Below are 15,351 nucleotides of genomic sequence, written 5' to 3'. Positions count from 1 at the left end.
GATACCGATGTTCGAATTTTTGTCGCTCGTTCTGGCGCTTGGCGCCATCGTCCTGCTCCGGCGCGCGGAGACGCGGATTTCCAAGCTGGAAAATCGGGTGCGGGATCTTGAGGCTCGTCCGCTGGCGGCCGTTGCAACTCCGGTCGTCGCCGAGCCAGAGATGCCGCGGCCCCTGGAAACGCTGGACATGCCCGCCGAGCCCTACACGGTCGATGCCCCTCCGGTGCATGTGGAAAAGCCCTTCGAGCCGGTCGAAATGGCCGTTCATGCGCCGCAGGATGCCGTCTCCGAAGAGCCGGCCGTTATCGCTGCCGCTGCCGCAGCCGCCAAAGCAATCCCCGCCGCGCCCAAGCCGCAGCAGAGCCTCGAAAGCATGATCGGCGCGCGCTGGCCCGTCTGGGTCGGTGGTCTGGCGCTGGCGCTCGGCGGCATTTTCATGGTCAAATATTCGATCGAGCAGGGGCTGATCAGCCCCGCCGTGCGCCTCACCATGGCAGCCCTTTTCGGCCTCGTTCTGATGACGCTTGGCGAATGGGTGCGCCGTCGCGAGAGCCCGCTCGACCTGCCGGCGCTGAAGCACGCTCTCGTGCCCGGTGCCCTGACGGCGGCCGGCTCGGTCACGCTCTTCGGCGCGATCTACGCGGCCTATGGGTTCTATGACTATCTCGGCCCGACGACGGCCTTCATTCTGCTGGCCATCGTGGCACTGGTGACGGTCGGACTTTCGCTCCTGCATGGTCAGGCGCTGGCGGGCCTTGGCCTGCTTGCTGCCATGATCACGCCGGCCCTGATCGGCAGCGATGACCCCAATGCCTGGAGCCTCTTCGCCTACCTGACGATCGCCTGGTTCGCGACGATTGCGACCGCGCGAATCCGCCGCTGGAACGCCGTGCCGGCGCTCGCGAATACGGCAATGCTATTCTGGTACGTCCTCTTCATGGCGCATGTCCCGCCCTTCGGCGTCTGGGCCATGGTGCTTTCCGTTGCCGCGATGATGGCGGGTCTGGCGCTGCTCTGGCCCGCAGGCGATGGCGAGACGCAAGTGACGGAAGAAGACCTTGCCGAGCAGGCACCCGCCGATCCGGCTGGCGCCCCGCAGGCAAGGCCCTCGACCTTCCGCGTCTGGCGGGAGGAAGCGCTGCCGCGCGTCCCGCATCGCTGGGTGCGCTTCACCGGCGTTTTGGCCGCGCTTGCCGCAGCAGCGGGGCTCATGGTCTTTGGCGGTCTCGACGGCATTTCGACCATGGAGATGATCGAATTTGGCGTGCTGTGCGTGTCGATCGCGGCTGTCGGCGCATGGCGCTCCTCCGGCCTTCTCTTTGCCCTGGGCGGGCTTGTCGCTGCCCTCATCGGCAGCCTCAATGCCGCAACGGGCGATGCCTTCAGCGGCATGGGCCTGCTGGCAAGCGGCGAGATGCCGCCGGTTGCGATTCTCGGCGACAGCCTTGTCGGCCCGCTTCTCGGGCTGGGCCTCGCGTTTGCCGCGCTTGGCGTGCTGGCGCTTCACCGCCATGGTCGTAGCCAGCCTGCCTATGCGGTCATGTGGTCGCATCTCATGTGGTTCGTGCCGTTGACGCTCGCCATGCTGAGCTTCCTCGAATTCGGCAATTTCACATTCGACCTGAAACATGGCGGCACCGGCATCGGCTATGCGGCTCTGTTCCTCGCGCTCGCCGTCTGGGTGGAAAAGCGCATGGACGGGATGCGCTGGCGCGATGCCGTCATCGGCGGCCTCGTCACAGGCTCCTATCTGAGCGTCGTGCTGGTGCTGCACACGCTGGTGCATTCGGTCGTCACAACGATCCTCGTCGCCGTTGCCGGCTTCGCCTATCTCATGGCGTCGCGCATCAAGCCCTGGCCGGCGCTCACCTGGATGATGGGCCTTGCCGGCGTTGTCGTGCTCGCCCGCATCGCCTGGCAACCAAGCCTTGTCGGCGACATGACGCTGTCGAAGACGCCCTTCTTCAACCAGCTTCTGCCGGGCTATGGCATTCCGGCCCTGCTGGCCGGTCTCGGCGCCTATATGATCAAGGACGGACCTTCGATCCGGGCGCGCAATTTCCTGCAGGCGCTCGCCAGCCTTCTCGGCCTGATGACGGTGGCGATCCTGACGCGCCATGCGCTGAATGGCGGGTCGCTGGCCGGCAACGATCCGACGCTCGGCGAACAGTCGATCTATACGCTGATCGCCGTTGGCGGTTCGGCCGTGCTGATGACGCTCGACATGAAGAGCCCGTCGCCGGTCTTCAGGGCAGGCTCGATGATCGTCGGCACGATCTCGCTTCTGTCGGCACTCTTCGCGCATCTGATGACGCTGAACCCTTACTTTACCGGCGAGCTCACCGGCGAATGGCCCTTCTTCAACCTGCTGCTGCTCGGCTATCTCCTGCCGGCGCTCGGTTATTTCGGGCTGGCTTACTATGCGCGCGGCAAGCGGCCGGAGCCTTATGTCTACGGCCTTGCTGCCGGGGGCGCGGTCATGGCCTTTGCCTGGGTGACGCTTTCCGTCCGCCGGCTGTGGCAGGGGCCCGGGCTTGCTGACTGGAAGGGCTTCGAACAGGGCGAAATGTATGCCTATTCCGTCGTCTGGCTGATCCTTGGTGTCGGGCTGCTGGTCGCCGGCTCGCGCTTCCAGGCGAAGAGCCTGCGTCTGGCGTCTGCCGTGCTGGTCTTCGCCTCGGTGCTCAAGGTCTTCCTCATCGACATGTCGAACCTCGAAGGCATCTTCCGTGCAGCCTCATTCATCGGGCTCGGCGCGGTGCTGATCGGCATCGGGCTCTTCTATCAGAAGGTGCTGCGGACCATGGAAAAGCCGGCTGTCGGAAACGGGCCGGAGACCGGCCAGGAAGGCGGCCCAGAAATCGGCCAAGAAACCGGGTTGTCAGCGGAGGCGCCGGGCGATACCTCTTCCTGACACCCCTCAGGAGAGACCATGTCCAGCCTTGCCGATGCCTTCAAGCCGCATGAGAGCCTTGCGGCCCAACTGATTCCATATGCATGCGAATCCGATGATGGTTCGCACGATATCGCCCATATCCTGCGCGTCTTCCGCAATGCCATGCGCATCCATGCGGAAGAGGGCGGCAACGGCGCCGTGCTGGCGGCGGCTGTGCTGCTGCATGATTGCGTGTCGGTGGAAAAGAACTCGCCGCTGCGCAGCCAGGCCTCGCGGCTGGCGGCCGAAAAGGCCTCCGGCCTTCTGGCGGACCTGAGCTGGCAGGCGGACGAGATCGCCGCCGTGGCGCACGCGATCACCACGCATTCCTTCTCCGCCGGCATCACGCCGGAGAGCATCGAGGCGAAGATCCTGCAGGATGCCGACCGGCTGGATGCGATCGGCGCGATTGGCGTAGCGCGCTGCTTCTATATCGGCGGGCGGATGAATTCCGGCCTGCATGACGTGGCCGACCCGGGGGCCGAGACGCGCGAGCTCGACGACAAGCGCTTTGCCATCGACCATTTCCCGATCAAGCTCTTCAAGCTGGCGGATGGCTTCCAGACCGTAACAGGCCGCCGCATGGCTGCCGAGCGCCACGACCGCCTTGTTGCCTTCTACAATGACTTCCTCGAGGAGATTGCCTGATGCGCATCGAAAGCATGCATATCTATCCGGTGAAGAGCATGCGCGGCATTCCGGTCGAGCGCACGATCCTCACCGCCTCCGGCCTGCTGGGTGACCGCCGCTTCATGGTCGTGGACCCGGACGGGCAATTCATCACCCAGCGTGAATGCCCGCTGCTGGCGCAGATCCAGCCGCTGCCGCAGGCGGGCTATCTGCTGCTGCGCAAGGGCGACGAAGAGGCCATGGTGGCGATCCCCTCCGGTCCGCGCATGAAGGTCGCCGTCTGGCGCTCCATTGTCGATGTTGCCGTGGCAGCTGATAGCGTCAATGAAACGCTGTCGCGCTGGATTGGCCGCGACGCGAAGCTGGTCTTTGCCGATGCGCAGGCGGAGCGCGTCGCCAATCCCGAATGGGCGGGCGAGGACGTGCCCATGGGATTTGCCGATGGCTATCCCGTTCTCGTGACGACGACCGGCTCGCTCGCCGCCTTGAATCGCTATCTCACCGAACAGGGCCAGGTCCCTGTCGGCATGGACCGTTTCCGCCCCAACATCGTCATCGACTGCGAGGACGAATGGGCAGAGGATATGTGGAGCGCGATCGAGATTGGCGGCGAGCGGCTCGATCTCGTCAAGCCCTGCGAGCGCTGCGTGATGACGACGCAGGATCAGCGGACGGGCGAGCAGGGCAAGGGCGATCCCATGCCGGCGATGCGCCAGCTGCATTTTTCCACCGACCGCCGCGCGCCCGGACCGATCTTCGGCTGGAACGCGGTTCCGCGCGGCCAGGTTGAGTTGCGTGCGGGCGACAAGGTCGCGGTCGTGGAGACCCGCGGCGAGGCGTGGCCCTTCAAGCTGCGGTGAATCGTTTCATTCCGCGCGGGCCGGTCTGCGAGGCCCGCAAGGCCGCTCGCGGCTGCGAAAAAAAAGCTCCATATCCGGTGTGCGCCGCAATAAAGAAGTATGGCGATTTGGAGATTCTGATTTCCCTAATTATGGCAGGCGGAACAGAATTTGTCTTCAATCCGTAATATTCGCAGATGGAAAAAATTTTATTCTAAATTTCACATTGGACCCGTTGACGAAAGCGGGGTCGAATCCTACCTTTTGGCCACGCAAGTCGGAGTGGTTCGGAAGAGCCCTTGAGCGGCTTGCGGACCGTGATCCTGAGGGGCCGGTCAAGCCGTTTGGAGGAATGTATGGTGTTCGACAACAACGTTCGTGATGTTCTCTCCTGGCGTGTATCCCGCGTGACGATGATCTCTGGCGCGAGGTGTCGCCAGCTTTGCCGCCAGCTTTGCCGAATGTGACCCGGGTCGCCCGGTTCGTCTGCAATTCAATTCGCAAATGAAGACTTGAGATCAAGCAGCGTTCTGCTGCGGGAGAATACCTATGAACAAGCAGGTCATTGAGCACGCCGGTATTCCGGTGGGGATCGTGATTCCCGATGGTGATGCGATGAAGTTCATCGCCGTCAAATTCCCGGTCATCGATCTGGATGGAGCCCGCTATCGCGACGCCGAAGAGGCACGCCGGGCCATCCGTCGCCACATCGAAAAGAGCCCCGCCGCTTACATGTAAGCGACGGGTTCCACAGATCATGTCACGCAAGGTCGATCGCCCGAAAGGGCGGTCGGCCTTCTTGTTTGCAAAGCAGCTGTTCGATGATTGGCAATTTTTGACAACGCGTGTAGAATGCGCACACGTCAACCTTTCGAGGTCATGTCATGCCCACGATGAATGTCTCCCTCACCCCCGAATTCGTCCGCTTCATCGAAGGCGAAGTGGAAAGCGGTGCATATGCCTCCGCCAGCGAAGTGGTGCGCGATGCGCTCAGGCTGCTGCAGACGGGGCGGGAGGAGCGGGCGCTCCGGCTGGCGCAGTTGAGAAGTGCCGTTGAGTCGGGTCTCGGCCAGATGGAGCGGGGCGAGTTCTCGACGCGCTCGCTCGATGACATCTTCAACGACGTGGCTTCCGAGGTAGAGCGTTGACGATCCGCCTAACCCGTGACGCGGACGCGGATATCGCCGATATCCTCCGCTACACGCGCGACGAATTCGGCCTCCCCCAGACAGCAAGATACAGGGACTTCATTCGGCGCGCCTTCGGGATGATCGATGATGATCCGATGCGGCCGGGAAGCCGCGTGCTGGAGCAGTTCGGTCCCCATGTGCGCATGTTTCATCTCGGCAGCGCCGCCGGGCGCAGGAGTGGTGCGGCGCATATCGTGGTCTACCATATCGGCGAGCAAAGCGGACAGGGATGGAGGATCACGGTGCTACGCATCCTGCACGAACGCATGGAGCCTGACCGCCACCTGAGCGACCTGCCGTAACCGTCGCGCCTATTCCCCGAAGCTGAACACGAATGGCTTTTCGCCGACAAATTCGGCCCCGCGACCGATCGCCCGGACGGCCTCGACAAGCCGGCCTTCGCGGCTGAGAAGTCCATCCGCGATTTCGATCAGCCGTGTGTTGGGGCTCGCCTGGGGCGAGGCAGCGCGCAGCGTGCGGGTAAGCTCCGCATCATCGAGATCGGGCCGGACGGCGAGGGCTGCAATGAGGGCCGCCGCCGGCGAGCGCGAGACGCCATACCAGCAGTGAACGAGAAGCGGCGCGGACTGGTCCCAGCCGCGCGCGAAGTCGATGATCGCCGCCACATGCTCTTCCTGCGGATGCACGAGGCCGCGCGCCGGGTTTGCCACATCGTTGACGCCGAGCTTCAGATGCCGGCTGGCATCGATCACGCCGGGGCGGTGGAAATGCTGGTTCTCGGCCAGCAGCGAGATCATTTCCCGCGCCTTCATCTTCACGGCGACTTCGGCGATGCGGGAGAGGGGGGAAACGGCAATTACCGGCACGGGTCTGGCCTCACTTGCCGCGCATTGCGCAGATCGCCTCGAAGCGCGCGGCAAACAGCGTCTGCGCCTCCGTGGCGGGCAGCGGATCGAGGATCAGCATGTCGGCGGTGATGTCGCGCGGCTGACCGAAGAACCTGCGCGCTTCCTCGGAGGTGAAGCCGGCAAGCGTCGTCGCCTCGAAATAGGCCGACACGGTATCTGCCTTTTTGATGGCCGCCTTCAAAGGACGCGCGGTCTCCGCCGGCAGGCCGAAGGCCATGTGGATGGCGCCCTCCAGCCGCTTTTCCACCACCTTGTAGCCGCCGCCGACTACCGCCTTGAACGGCGAGATCATGTCGCCGATTACATATTCCGGCGCGTCATGCAGCAGAGCCGTCAGCAGCTCGTCGGCGCTGGCCGCCCTGTTCTGCCGATGGAAAATGGCTTCGACGCAGAGCGAATGCTGCGCCACCGAAAACGCATGAGCGCCGCGCGTCTGCCCGTTCCAGCGCGCCATGCGGGCAAGCCCGTGCGCAATGTCGACAAGTTCCACGTCGAGCGGCGAGGGGTCTAGCAGGTCGAGTCTCCGACCCGAAAGCATGCGCTGCCAGGCGCGAACATCCTTCTCCGCCGCCAAGGCTCAGTCCTCGCTCTCGGCCGTGATGAATTCGAGGCCGGACCAGGCTGGAAGCGTCACCGTCACCGGCGTCTCGCCGGCAAGGATCGGTGTTCCTGCAGCGAGCGCTGCACCTGCGCGGTCGATGCGGATGATGGCAAGCCCGGTCCGGCCCGTGACCGTGCCGAGCGCGCCGATGACCTTTCCGCCGGTGCGGATCTCGGTTCCGGTGGCGGGGAGCGTCGTGTCGGACGAAACCGTCACCAAGCGCCGCCGTGCGGTGGAGCGATGCTGCATGCGCGACACCACTTCCTGGCCGACATAGCAGCCCTTCTTGAAGGAGACGCCGCCGGATTTGTCGAAAAGGATATCGTGCGGAAAGGCGTCCTGCAGGGCAAAGTCCGCGCCCGCTTCCGGAACGCCGGCCTCTGCCCGCAGCGCATCGTATCCGTCAGGCGCGCCGCTGCCGCCGGGCAGGCGATAGAGATCGATGCCGGCCTTGGCGAAGCGCAGGTCTTTGACCGAGCCTGCCAGCTGTGCCTCGGCCCAGACGACGGTTGCGCCGGTCTCGGCCGGTTTGCCGATATCGACCTTGGCGCGCAGCTTGTACATGGTGAGGCGCTTGACCAGCGTATCCACCATCTCGGCATCCGTCTCGATCAGAAAGCCGTCGTCCGTCTTCGAGATCATGAAGAAGAACATGATCTTGCCCTGCGGCGTCAGGAGAGCGCCGGGCGCGGCCGCGCCCGCTTCAAGATGGTCGAGATCGGTGGTGATCAGCCCTTGCAGGAAGTCGGAAGCCTCAGGCCCCGAGACTGCGATCCAGCCGCGTGTCGCAAGGAACGCGCGGGCCATGTCAGTTGCCGGACAGGAACTGCTTCAACTTGCCATCGGCAGCAATGCCCACGCGATAGAAATTGTAGCTGCCATATTCCTGCATGTCGGCGAAGTCGCCGGCGGTGACGAGACGCATCAGGTCGACCTTCTCGGCCGGTGTCAGCGCGGTCAGCTGCTTTTCGGTGAAATAGGGCCAGACATACATGTCGTTGGCCGTGCCGGCACCGACATGGGCGTAGCCGGTCGACAGCACGTCGAGCATGATGGAGAGCACTTCCAGCCCATCGCCATCGCCCGACATGTCCTTGAGTGCCGATTCGGGGTCGGCATTGGTGTTGTCGGGGCCGAGATCGGCCTGGCTGGCCTTGAGAAGGGCGGCAACCTTCTTCACGTCGCCAGCGCTTGCGGCGTCAACGATCTCCTGGCGCGTCTTCTGCACGGCGGCGGGTGCCTTGGTGATGTCGAATGAAATCTCGGCCGGCACCTTGCTCTTGGATGCGTCAGCGCCCGCGGCGGGGGCCGTGCTGGAGGCGGCCGGCTTGTTGTCGGTTGCGGCAGGTGCTGCCGGTGCAGTGGCTGCCGGCGCGTTGGCGGCCGGCGGCGTCTGCTGGAGATCGCTCAGCGCATAGGCGGGGGCGCCAAGCGCCAGCCATGCGGGGACGAGTGCTGCTGCGAGAGAGGACTTGAGAATACGGGAGCGTCGTGTGCGACCGGATGCGATCTGCATGGGAATGTCCTATCTGAATCGAGGCCTTCTGGGAGCGTAAGGCCCTTGTATGTTATCGCCGGATTGTTGCTGCGCTATTGCAGCGTGCGCTCGGGCGAGAATTCGCCGGCAAGCATGCGCTCGCGCAAATTCTCCAGCAGGGCTTCCGCACCGCTTTCGCCAAGCAGCCGTACCGTCTCGCGCATGGCAAGAGCGATGGCGGCGTCGGCGATGATTTCCGGCTCGATGCCGTCTGCCATGCCATCTGCCCAGGCCTCGTTCTGATACTCGAGCGCTGCCTGCATTTTTTCGTGGACGATCATGTCGTCAAGTTCGGAAAGGCTTTGTTCCATTTCGCAGTCCCTGGCGGCAGGGTGCATTCCTTACCGCTCTCTTAACAACATTAGCAGCCTTTTTCCTATACGACACGGCTTGCCACGAAAAGAGGTGAATTATTCGTTAATTTCCATATCTCGTGGTAATTTCGGTCGCGAGTGTTGCTCCTTCGATACGGTATTGCTCCGCCGTTGTGCGCAATTGCGCACTGCAGGTTGTCTGGATCGCCGAGAACGTGCGGTATCCGCGATTATAGGCGGCCGTCAGCTTTTCGCGCCGCGCCGGCTCGTCCTTGGCGTCGCTGTCGAGCAGTTGGCCCATCATCGCCTTCCATTGCGGCTCGCTGTCGCGTTCGCACAGGTTGCGGATGAAATCGAGGCTGCCGAGGATCTCCGAAAGCTGCACCAGCTTGTCGTCATAGGGGGCCGGCTTGAATGTCGCGGCAGGCGCCGTCTCGGACTTTTCGGTCTTGATCTGCTGGATCGATCCCGCAGCCAGCAAGGGATGAGGCTGAGAGAGAGCAACAAGGACAATAGCGAAAGACAAACGGCGCTTCATGAGGCCATCTACAACGCCGAATCATGCACTATTGCAAGTTAAATCTCGGGCACCATTGTGCCGAGCCGCCAGACCTCCAGCCGGGCGATGCAATCGGCAACGCTGTCGGGCACGGCAATCGTCGCAAGCTCCGCCGCCGAATACCACCCGGCCTCCAGCGCATCCTCCAGCGCCCTGACATCCCGGATATCCTCGCAGTTCACCAGAAACACCGAGAGGAAAAAGCCGCCGCCGCTCCTGCCGGGGAGTTCATAGGTGGCAAACAGGCGCGGGTTATAAGCCTTCAGGCCGGTTTCCTCCTCCAGTTCCCGCAGCGCCGTTTCGGCCGGCGTTTCGCCGGGCTCGGCCCGTCCGCCCGGAAAGGCGAAGAGGTCCTGCGCCGGCGGATTGGCGCGGCGGATGAGAAGATAACGGTCGCCATCGATGACGATTGCGGAGGAGGCGGGTTTCAATTGTGTAGTCATGCCGCCTATATTGGTCGTCTGGAAGGCGGGCATGCAAGGCCCAGGGAAGCGGAAACATGTGCGGACGATATGCGCTGACAGTTACGGCGGACGAGGTGCTGGAATTCTTCTCGATCGCATTGATCGAAGATTTCCCTGCCCGCTTCAACATTGCGCCGACCCAGCCGATCCTCATCGTTGTGGAAGCGGAAGGCGGCGGCGTGCCGGGCTCCAACCAGCCGAAGCGGCGCGCGATGCTCGCCCGCTGGGGCTTCATGCCCGGCTGGGTCAAGGACCCGCGCGAGTTTCCGCTTCTGGTCAATGCGCGCTCGGAGACGGCCATTGAAAAGGCCTCCTTCCGCGCCGCCATGCGCCACCGCCGCGTTCTCATCCCGGCGTCGGGCTTTTATGAATGGCATCGCCCGGAAAAGGGATCGAAGCAGAAATCGCAGGCCTATTGGGTGCGCCCGAAACACGGCAAGATCGTAGCATTCGCCGGGCTGTTGGAGACCTGGGCCTCCGCCGACGGCTCGGAAGTCGACACCGCCTGCATCCTGACCGCGCCCGCCAACCCGTCCTTCGCGCCGATCCACGACCGCATGCCGGTCGTCATCCCGCCGGAGGAGTTCTCTCGCTGGCTCGACTGCAAGACGCAGGAACCGCGCGACATCGAAGACCTGATGGTGAGCCCGCCGGAAGACATCTTCGAGGCGATACCGGTCTCCGACCGCGTCAACAAGGTCGCCAATACCAGCCCGGACATCCAGGACCGCGTCCAGCCTTCCGCAGACGTCGCCCAACCGAAGCCACCAAAAACCAAGGCCGCCAGACGCGAAAGCGACGGCGGCCAGATGGATTTGTTTTGAAGTCTGCGAACTTTGACAAACTGCGCGCTTCAGGCTAGTATTATCACACTACTCAACCTTGAGAGTGTTGATTCAGTTCGGCATCGATCAGGGTGAAAAGACCGGCCTTGGCCGGTTTTTTCGTATCCGGAGTTTGGGCGTGAGAACCCATTGCTTTGTCGACGGTTACAATCTCTATTACGGTCTGGTTGCCGGCACGCCATATAAGTGGCTCGACCTTCCAGCGCTCTTGCGTCACATCCTGCGTGTTCAAGACCCGGGTTTCGATCTCGTTCAGATTTCCTACTTCACGGCGCCTGTAAAGCCGGCTCTTGCGTCGCGCGGTGAAGCGTCACTTCATGCGCAGCGCGCCTATCTGCGGGCCTTGCTGGCAAAGGGTGTTCTTGTCCACGAAGGGCGGCATCAGCTGGAGCCTGCCCGTGCACCCGCCTTTCAGTCCGATGCGCCGGCATCGCGGCTGAACATGACGGACATCTGGAAGCTGGAAGAAAAAGAGACGGATGTCAGCCTTGCAATCGAGATGTATCGCGCGGCGTCCAGATCAGGGGCGATGCCGGAGGCCGGTATAGAGCAGATTGTCCTCGTCTCCGCCGATACCGATTTTGCCCCCGCTGTTCGGGCGATACGGGAGGATTTTCCAGAAATGCGGCTCGGCCTCATTCTTCCACACCGGGAGACTGCCCATCGCCCGCCGCCGGGCTCGCTGACGGTCAATGCTGATTGGATTCGCCGGCACGTGACGACGAAAGAGCTGTCAGCGCACCAATTTCCCGACCGTGTGGCGACACGCAAGAAGCCGGCGCGAAAGCCCGAATACTGGTGAATTCGCTCCAGTGCAGCCCGGCTTCGCTCCATATGAAAAGAGGGCCGCCCAACCATTCCGTCGGGCAGCCCTGCTTTTGATTGATCATCCCCCGGCGTGATCGCCGCGAGTTGAGCCTCAGGCGACCTTGCCGGCCGTCTTGGCGGGCTGGTCGCCCTTCTTCTTCGGGTCGTTGGCGCACATCAATGCAGCCGCCAGAACGGCCTTCAGGCCGACCGGCTTGTATTGATCGACCAGGTTGATGTTGACGTTGCTCGCGGCCTTGTCAGCCATGGTTGTTTCCTTTGCCCCATTTGGACGTGTTGTTATTGTGCACGTGTCGTTATGTTGCGCGCCCTGTCGCCGCAAATTACGGCGGAAAGACGGCGTGTATTCTACGTCAGTTTCGACTTAAGTAAACTGATCGAAATCAACCCTACATTTCGATCCCGGCGGCAGCTTGACGGAATGAAGGCAAGCGGTAATAAAAGGCGCCATGAAAACGGATCGCTGCATCATCTGCGGAAAGATTATCGACTAGCGCCTCGCTGGTCCGGCCGTTTTCGTCTCTCGAAAGAACAGAGCTCAAAACGCCCGGCCAGCCGGGTGTCTCATCTTATTTTTGCCTTTCGGGAGAAGGACATGGCTGAACAGCCGACCTTGAAATTCTACAATACGCTCGCCCGCGAAAAACAGGTTTTCGAACCCATCGATGCCGAAAACGTGCGGCTCTATGTCTGCGGCCCGACCGTTTACGATTATGCCCATATCGGCAATGCGCGCCCCGCCATCGTCTTCGATGTGCTCTTCAGGCTGCTGCGTCACGTCTATGGGGAAAACCATGTCACCTATGTTCGCAACATCACGGATGTCGACGACAAGATCAACGCACGCGCGCTGCGCGACTTCCCCGATCTCTCCCTGAACGAGGCGATTCGCCGCGTCACCGAGAAAACCGAGACGCAATATGTCGCCGATGTCGCGACCCTCGGCTGCCTGTCCCCGACCGTCCAGCCGCGCGCGACGGAGAATATCGGCGGCATGATCGCGATTGCCCAGTCGCTGATCGACCGCGGTCATGCCTATGTCGCGACCGGTGCTGAGGGCAGGGAAGTGCTCTTCTCGGTTCCGTCGATGGAGGCCTATGGCGAGCTCTCCAAGCGCAAGCTGGAGGACCAGCAGGCCGGCGCCCGCATCGCCGTCGAGGCACACAAGAAGAGCCCTGCCGATTTCGTGCTCTGGAAGGAAAGTGCCGCCGACCAGCCTGGCTGGGACGCCGCGTTCACGGTCGATGGCGAAACCATCTCGATCTACGGCCGCCCCGGCTGGCATATCGAATGCTCCGCCATGTCCGACCGCTTTCTCTGGCAGGAGATCAAGGACCGGCTTTCCCCGAAGGCAAAGGCGCGCCCGCACCAGTTCGACATCCACGGTGGCGGCCTCGACCTGATCTTCCCGCACCACGAAAACGAAATCGCCCAATCCTGCTGCGCCTTCGACACCGGCGTGATGGCGAACATCTGGATGCATAACGGCTTCCTGCAGGTCGAGGGCAAGAAGATGTCCAAGTCCGAGGGCAACTTCGTCACCATCAACGAGCTGCTGGAGACGGAGAAGTTCGGTGGTCGCAAATGGCCGGGCGAGGTGCTGCGGCTGGCCATGCTGATGACGCATTATCGCGAGCCGATCGATTTCAGCGTGAAGAGGTTGGAGGAGGCGGAAGGATTGCTACGCCGCTGGAATGCTATTGCTGACGAAAGCGATGGGAAGCCGCAGGGGATTCATCCGAAGGTCGAAGAAGCGCTTTGCGACGATTTAAATTCGGCTGAATTGATGAAAACTATGCATTTCATGTCGAAGTTTGGTGGGCTCGCGGGGCAAGTCAACAATCGGTACATGGATGAGAGCCTAACATTCTTGGGCTTGAGACTTCCCATTGCCGAATGGGATCGGCGTCATTCCATTGACAGATCATTTGTTGATTCTGATTCAGTCGAGCTTTTGCTTTTTCAGCGTTTGCAGTTCTTGGAAGAGAAGGAATTCAAGAGCGCAGATGCAATCAGGGATGCGCTGGTTGCGAAAGGCATTGAAGTTAAAGATGGAAAAGACCCTGAGACGGGAAAGCGCACAACGACTTGGAGCCGAAAGAAATGACCGGCGAGCGTATCATAACGTGGGAGGTCAAGCGGTGAGGGCCGCCGCGCGCTCCCTCTTCTCCCCTTGGGGAGAAGGTGGCCCGAAGGGTCGGATGAGGGGTTCCCATAACCGCCGTGCCATCCCGACCCCTCATCGCCTCGCGCTGCTCGGCACTTCTCCCCAGGGGGAGAAGAGGGCGCCCGTTGCGCTGGCCGTGATAAGCCGCACCGTCCAGTCCGCAGCACGCTCAGCAGATCCTCGCCACAGGGGCGAGGATGACGGCCACTTGGGCGCTGGAGCGTCACAATGACTGACGCTGATCCGCAACGCGCCCTGACGGCCGGCATCGAAGCGCTGATCGCCATGCGCGCCGAAATGCTGAAAGCCGGTAACGAGGCCGAAGCCGACCGCCTGCGCGATCAACTGGCGTCTCAAGGCATCCAGCTAAAGGATTCAAAGGACAAGACAACCGGGGAGCGGGTGACGACATGGGAAGTGAAGCGCTAGACTATCATTCCGGCGGCTGCCAATGCGGCGCTGTCCGGTTTCGTGCCGGCCATCTCGGGCGGCCGTCGATCTGTCATTGTCGTATGTGCCAGAAGGCGTTCGGGTCGTTCTTCGGCGCCTTCGTGACGGCCGATCAGGCGCATCTGACCTGGACGCGCGGCCAGCCGACCTGGTTCCGCTCGTCCAAGCAGGTGCATCGCGGCTTTTGCGAGAAATGCGGCACGCCGCTGACCTATCGCCACCCGGAAGGCATCGAGCTTGCCATCGGCGCCTTCGACCATCCGGAACTGTTCGAGCCGCAGATCCAGGTCAACCATTCCAAGCGCCTGCCGTGGATCGACCGCCTGTTCGACAAGCCGCCCTTCGAAAGCCCCGGCATGACGGAGTTCTTCGCCGGCATAGACAGCTGGCAGCATCCCGATCACGACACGGAGACATGGCCCGAGGATTGAGGGAGGAGTGCGCATGTCTGACACCATTCATACCGGCGGCTGCCAGTGCGGTGCGATCCGCTTTCGTGTCGAGGGCGACCTGAAGGATGCCTCGATTTGCCATTGCCGCATGTGCCAGAAGGCGTTCGGCGGCTTCTATGCGCCGCTCGCCTCCGTGCGCGGCCTGAACTTCCGCTGGACGCGCGGCGCACCGAAACATTTCCAGTCGTCGAGCGTGGTTCAGCGCGGCTTCTGCGAGGCCTGCGGCACGCCGCTGACCTATGAGGCGCCCGACGGCATGGCAATCGCCATCGGGGCTTTCGATGAGCCCGAACGCATCGTGCCCACCCTGCAATACGGCACGGAGGCCAAGATCTCCTATGTCGATCATCTGCCAGATCTGCCGGGGCATCCGACGGAGGAGGACCTGCCGAATGCGCCCTTCCTCGCCGATCTGAAATCGTTCCAGCATCCGGATCACGACACGGATGAATGGCCGGAGGGGCGGTGAGCGCTTTGCCGTGTGATACCCCCCTCTGTCACTTCGTGACATCTCCCCCGCAAGGGGGGAGATCGGGAGATCGCGGCAACCCTCGATCCGTCTCAGTCGACCTCGCGGAAAGCGGAAGCGCTTATTGTCTCGCGAGGTGTATCCCTCTTGCTCCAATCTCCCCCCTTGCGGGGGAGATGTCACGCAGTGACAGAGGGGGGTA

Annotated in this window: 18 protein-coding genes and 2 pseudogenes; 12 read left to right on the top strand and 8 right to left on the bottom strand. The window is 62.5% G+C overall.

All coding sequences use genetic code 11. The annotated features are described in order from the left end of the window. Nucleotides 1–7: 7 nt before the first annotated feature. The 6 genes from LQK84_RS03115 to LQK84_RS03090 all read left to right on the top strand — a co-directional run bounded on the left by LQK84_RS03115 (nucleotide 8) and on the right by LQK84_RS03090 (nucleotide 5,896). Entirely contained in the window at nucleotides 8–2,914 is a 2,907-nt protein-coding gene (locus tag LQK84_RS03115) for a DUF2339 domain-containing protein (RefSeq protein WP_230827140.1), read from the top strand. Nucleotides 2,915–2,932: 18 nt separating this feature from the next. Next, the gene (locus LQK84_RS03110) at nucleotides 2,933–3,583 is read left to right on the top strand and encodes an HD domain-containing protein (RefSeq protein WP_230827138.1); all 651 of its coding nucleotides are present in this window, start codon (nucleotides 2,933–2,935) and stop codon (nucleotides 3,581–3,583) included. Then, nucleotides 3,583–4,425 (top strand): MOSC domain-containing protein, encoded by an 843-nt coding sequence (locus tag LQK84_RS03105; RefSeq protein ID WP_230827136.1) that lies wholly within the window; start codon nucleotides 3,583–3,585, stop codon nucleotides 4,423–4,425. The genes LQK84_RS03110 and LQK84_RS03105 overlap by 1 nt, the downstream gene beginning before the upstream one ends. A 528-nt stretch (nucleotides 4,426–4,953) precedes the next feature. Beyond that, the gene (locus LQK84_RS03100) at nucleotides 4,954–5,142 is read left to right on the top strand and encodes a hypothetical protein (RefSeq protein ID WP_230827134.1); all 189 of its coding nucleotides are present in this window, start codon (nucleotides 4,954–4,956) and stop codon (nucleotides 5,140–5,142) included. A 146-nt stretch (nucleotides 5,143–5,288) separates the two neighbouring features. Further along, nucleotides 5,289–5,552 carry a type II toxin-antitoxin system ParD family antitoxin gene (locus tag LQK84_RS03095; RefSeq protein ID WP_230827133.1) on the top strand — a complete coding sequence of 88 codons (264 nt, stop codon included), beginning with the start codon at nucleotides 5,289–5,291 and terminating at the stop codon, nucleotides 5,550–5,552. Next, on the top strand, nucleotides 5,549–5,896 hold the full coding sequence (locus LQK84_RS03090; protein ID WP_230827131.1) for a type II toxin-antitoxin system RelE/ParE family toxin: 348 nt from the start codon (nucleotides 5,549–5,551) through the stop codon (nucleotides 5,894–5,896). Before LQK84_RS03095 ends, LQK84_RS03090 begins: the two co-directional genes overlap by 4 nt. Nucleotides 5,897–5,905: 9 nt before the next feature. Here the strand turns inward: LQK84_RS03090 and LQK84_RS03085 are convergent, their stop codons facing one another. From LQK84_RS03085 to LQK84_RS03055, 7 genes are all read right to left on the bottom strand, one after another. Then, nucleotides 5,906–6,421: a tyrosine phosphatase family protein gene (locus tag LQK84_RS03085; RefSeq protein ID WP_230827129.1), complete on the bottom strand. Its 516-nt coding sequence runs from the start codon at nucleotides 6,419–6,421 to the stop codon at nucleotides 5,906–5,908. A 10-nt stretch (nucleotides 6,422–6,431) separates the two neighbouring features. Next, on the bottom strand, nucleotides 6,432–7,001 hold the full coding sequence (locus LQK84_RS03080; RefSeq protein ID WP_230827286.1) for an HD family hydrolase: 570 nt from the start codon (nucleotides 6,999–7,001) through the stop codon (nucleotides 6,432–6,434). Nucleotides 7,002–7,040: 39 nt separating this feature from the next. Continuing rightward, complete coding sequence (gene ygfZ, locus LQK84_RS03075) at nucleotides 7,041–7,871, bottom strand: CAF17-like 4Fe-4S cluster assembly/insertion protein YgfZ (RefSeq protein ID WP_230827128.1); 831 nt, start codon at nucleotides 7,869–7,871, stop codon at nucleotides 7,041–7,043. Nucleotide 7,872: 1 nt separating this feature from the next. After that, the gene (locus tag LQK84_RS03070) at nucleotides 7,873–8,580 is read right to left on the bottom strand and encodes a hypothetical protein (RefSeq protein ID WP_230827126.1); all 708 of its coding nucleotides are present in this window, start codon (nucleotides 8,578–8,580) and stop codon (nucleotides 7,873–7,875) included. A gap of 74 nt (nucleotides 8,581–8,654) precedes the next feature. After that, entirely contained in the window at nucleotides 8,655–8,912 is a 258-nt protein-coding gene (locus LQK84_RS03065; protein ID WP_230827124.1) for a hypothetical protein, read from the bottom strand. Between the two features lie 106 nt (nucleotides 8,913–9,018). Then, nucleotides 9,019–9,396 (bottom strand): TIGR02301 family protein, encoded by a 378-nt coding sequence (locus tag LQK84_RS03060; RefSeq protein ID WP_230827123.1) that lies wholly within the window; start codon nucleotides 9,394–9,396, stop codon nucleotides 9,019–9,021. A 95-nt stretch (nucleotides 9,397–9,491) separates the two neighbouring features. Continuing rightward, nucleotides 9,492–9,917: an NUDIX hydrolase gene (locus tag LQK84_RS03055; RefSeq protein WP_230827285.1), complete on the bottom strand. Its 426-nt coding sequence runs from the start codon at nucleotides 9,915–9,917 to the stop codon at nucleotides 9,492–9,494. Between the two features lie 56 nt (nucleotides 9,918–9,973). Between LQK84_RS03055 and LQK84_RS03050 the strand changes: the two genes are divergently transcribed. Then, nucleotides 9,974–10,762: an SOS response-associated peptidase gene (locus LQK84_RS03050; protein WP_230827122.1), complete on the top strand. Its 789-nt coding sequence runs from the start codon at nucleotides 9,974–9,976 to the stop codon at nucleotides 10,760–10,762. Between the two features lie 64 nt (nucleotides 10,763–10,826). Beyond that, nucleotides 10,827–11,585, top strand: coding sequence for an NYN domain-containing protein (locus LQK84_RS03045; RefSeq protein WP_230827121.1), 759 nt, complete (start codon nucleotides 10,827–10,829; stop codon nucleotides 11,583–11,585). A gap of 117 nt (nucleotides 11,586–11,702) precedes the next feature. Here the strand turns inward: LQK84_RS03045 and LQK84_RS03040 are convergent, their stop codons facing one another. Next, nucleotides 11,703–11,858 carry a hypothetical protein gene (locus LQK84_RS03040; RefSeq protein WP_230827119.1) on the bottom strand — a complete coding sequence of 52 codons (156 nt, stop codon included), beginning with the start codon at nucleotides 11,856–11,858 and terminating at the stop codon, nucleotides 11,703–11,705. Nucleotides 11,859–12,206: 348 nt separating this feature from the next. On the opposite strand from LQK84_RS03040, the pseudogene cysS reads away from it, so the two are divergent. The 4 genes and pseudogenes from cysS to LQK84_RS03020 all read left to right on the top strand — a co-directional run. Beyond that, nucleotides 12,207–13,715, top strand: a pseudogene (gene cysS / locus LQK84_RS03035) (cysteine--tRNA ligase); the annotation flags it as partial. 330 nt (nucleotides 13,716–14,045) lie between these two features. Next, nucleotides 14,046–14,207, top strand: a pseudogene (locus LQK84_RS03030) (CysS/YqeB C-terminal domain-containing protein); the annotation flags it as partial. Continuing rightward, complete coding sequence (locus LQK84_RS03025; RefSeq protein ID WP_230827118.1) at nucleotides 14,189–14,659, top strand: GFA family protein; 471 nt, start codon at nucleotides 14,189–14,191, stop codon at nucleotides 14,657–14,659. The pseudogene LQK84_RS03030 and the gene LQK84_RS03025, both read left to right, overlap by 19 nt. A 13-nt stretch (nucleotides 14,660–14,672) precedes the next feature. Next, nucleotides 14,673–15,149 (top strand): GFA family protein, encoded by a 477-nt coding sequence (locus LQK84_RS03020; RefSeq protein WP_230827116.1) that lies wholly within the window; start codon nucleotides 14,673–14,675, stop codon nucleotides 15,147–15,149. The last annotated feature ends 202 nt before the right edge of the window (nucleotides 15,150–15,351 follow it).

Origin of the sequence: Rhizobium sp. C4 (assembly GCF_021026315.1) — a bacterium.
Taxonomy (GTDB): domain Bacteria; phylum Pseudomonadota; class Alphaproteobacteria; order Rhizobiales; family Rhizobiaceae; genus Ensifer_A.
The sequence above is the reverse complement of the archived record's forward strand: the minus strand, read 5'-3'. Positions and strand labels throughout refer to the sequence as shown.

Excerpts from the sequence above, each read along its gene's own strand:
- LQK84_RS03040 (WP_230827119.1), bottom strand. The coding sequence starts at position 11,858 with ATGGCTGACAAGGCCGCGAGCAACGTCAACATCAACCTGGTCGATCAA.
- LQK84_RS03025 (WP_230827118.1), top strand. The coding sequence starts at position 14,189 with ATGGGAAGTGAAGCGCTAGACTATCATTCCGGCGGCTGCCAATGCGGC.
- LQK84_RS03110 (WP_230827138.1), top strand. The coding sequence starts at position 2,933 with ATGTCCAGCCTTGCCGATGCCTTCAAGCCGCATGAGAGCCTTGCGGCC.
- LQK84_RS03070 (WP_230827126.1), bottom strand. The coding sequence starts at position 8,580 with ATGCAGATCGCATCCGGTCGCACACGACGCTCCCGTATTCTCAAGTCC.
- LQK84_RS03065 (WP_230827124.1), bottom strand. The coding sequence starts at position 8,912 with ATGGAACAAAGCCTTTCCGAACTTGACGACATGATCGTCCACGAAAAA.
- LQK84_RS03020 (WP_230827116.1), top strand. The coding sequence starts at position 14,673 with ATGTCTGACACCATTCATACCGGCGGCTGCCAGTGCGGTGCGATCCGC.
- LQK84_RS03055 (WP_230827285.1), bottom strand. The coding sequence starts at position 9,917 with ATGACTACACAATTGAAACCCGCCTCCTCCGCAATCGTCATCGATGGC.
- LQK84_RS03115 (WP_230827140.1), top strand. The coding sequence starts at position 8 with ATGTTCGAATTTTTGTCGCTCGTTCTGGCGCTTGGCGCCATCGTCCTG.
- LQK84_RS03050 (WP_230827122.1), top strand. The coding sequence starts at position 9,974 with ATGTGCGGACGATATGCGCTGACAGTTACGGCGGACGAGGTGCTGGAA.
- ygfZ (WP_230827128.1), bottom strand. The coding sequence starts at position 7,871 with ATGGCCCGCGCGTTCCTTGCGACACGCGGCTGGATCGCAGTCTCGGGG.
- LQK84_RS03080 (WP_230827286.1), bottom strand. The coding sequence starts at position 7,001 with ATGCTTTCGGGTCGGAGACTCGACCTGCTAGACCCCTCGCCGCTCGAC.
- LQK84_RS03105 (WP_230827136.1), top strand. The coding sequence starts at position 3,583 with ATGCGCATCGAAAGCATGCATATCTATCCGGTGAAGAGCATGCGCGGC.
- LQK84_RS03100 (WP_230827134.1), top strand. The coding sequence starts at position 4,954 with ATGAACAAGCAGGTCATTGAGCACGCCGGTATTCCGGTGGGGATCGTG.
- LQK84_RS03095 (WP_230827133.1), top strand. The coding sequence starts at position 5,289 with ATGCCCACGATGAATGTCTCCCTCACCCCCGAATTCGTCCGCTTCATC.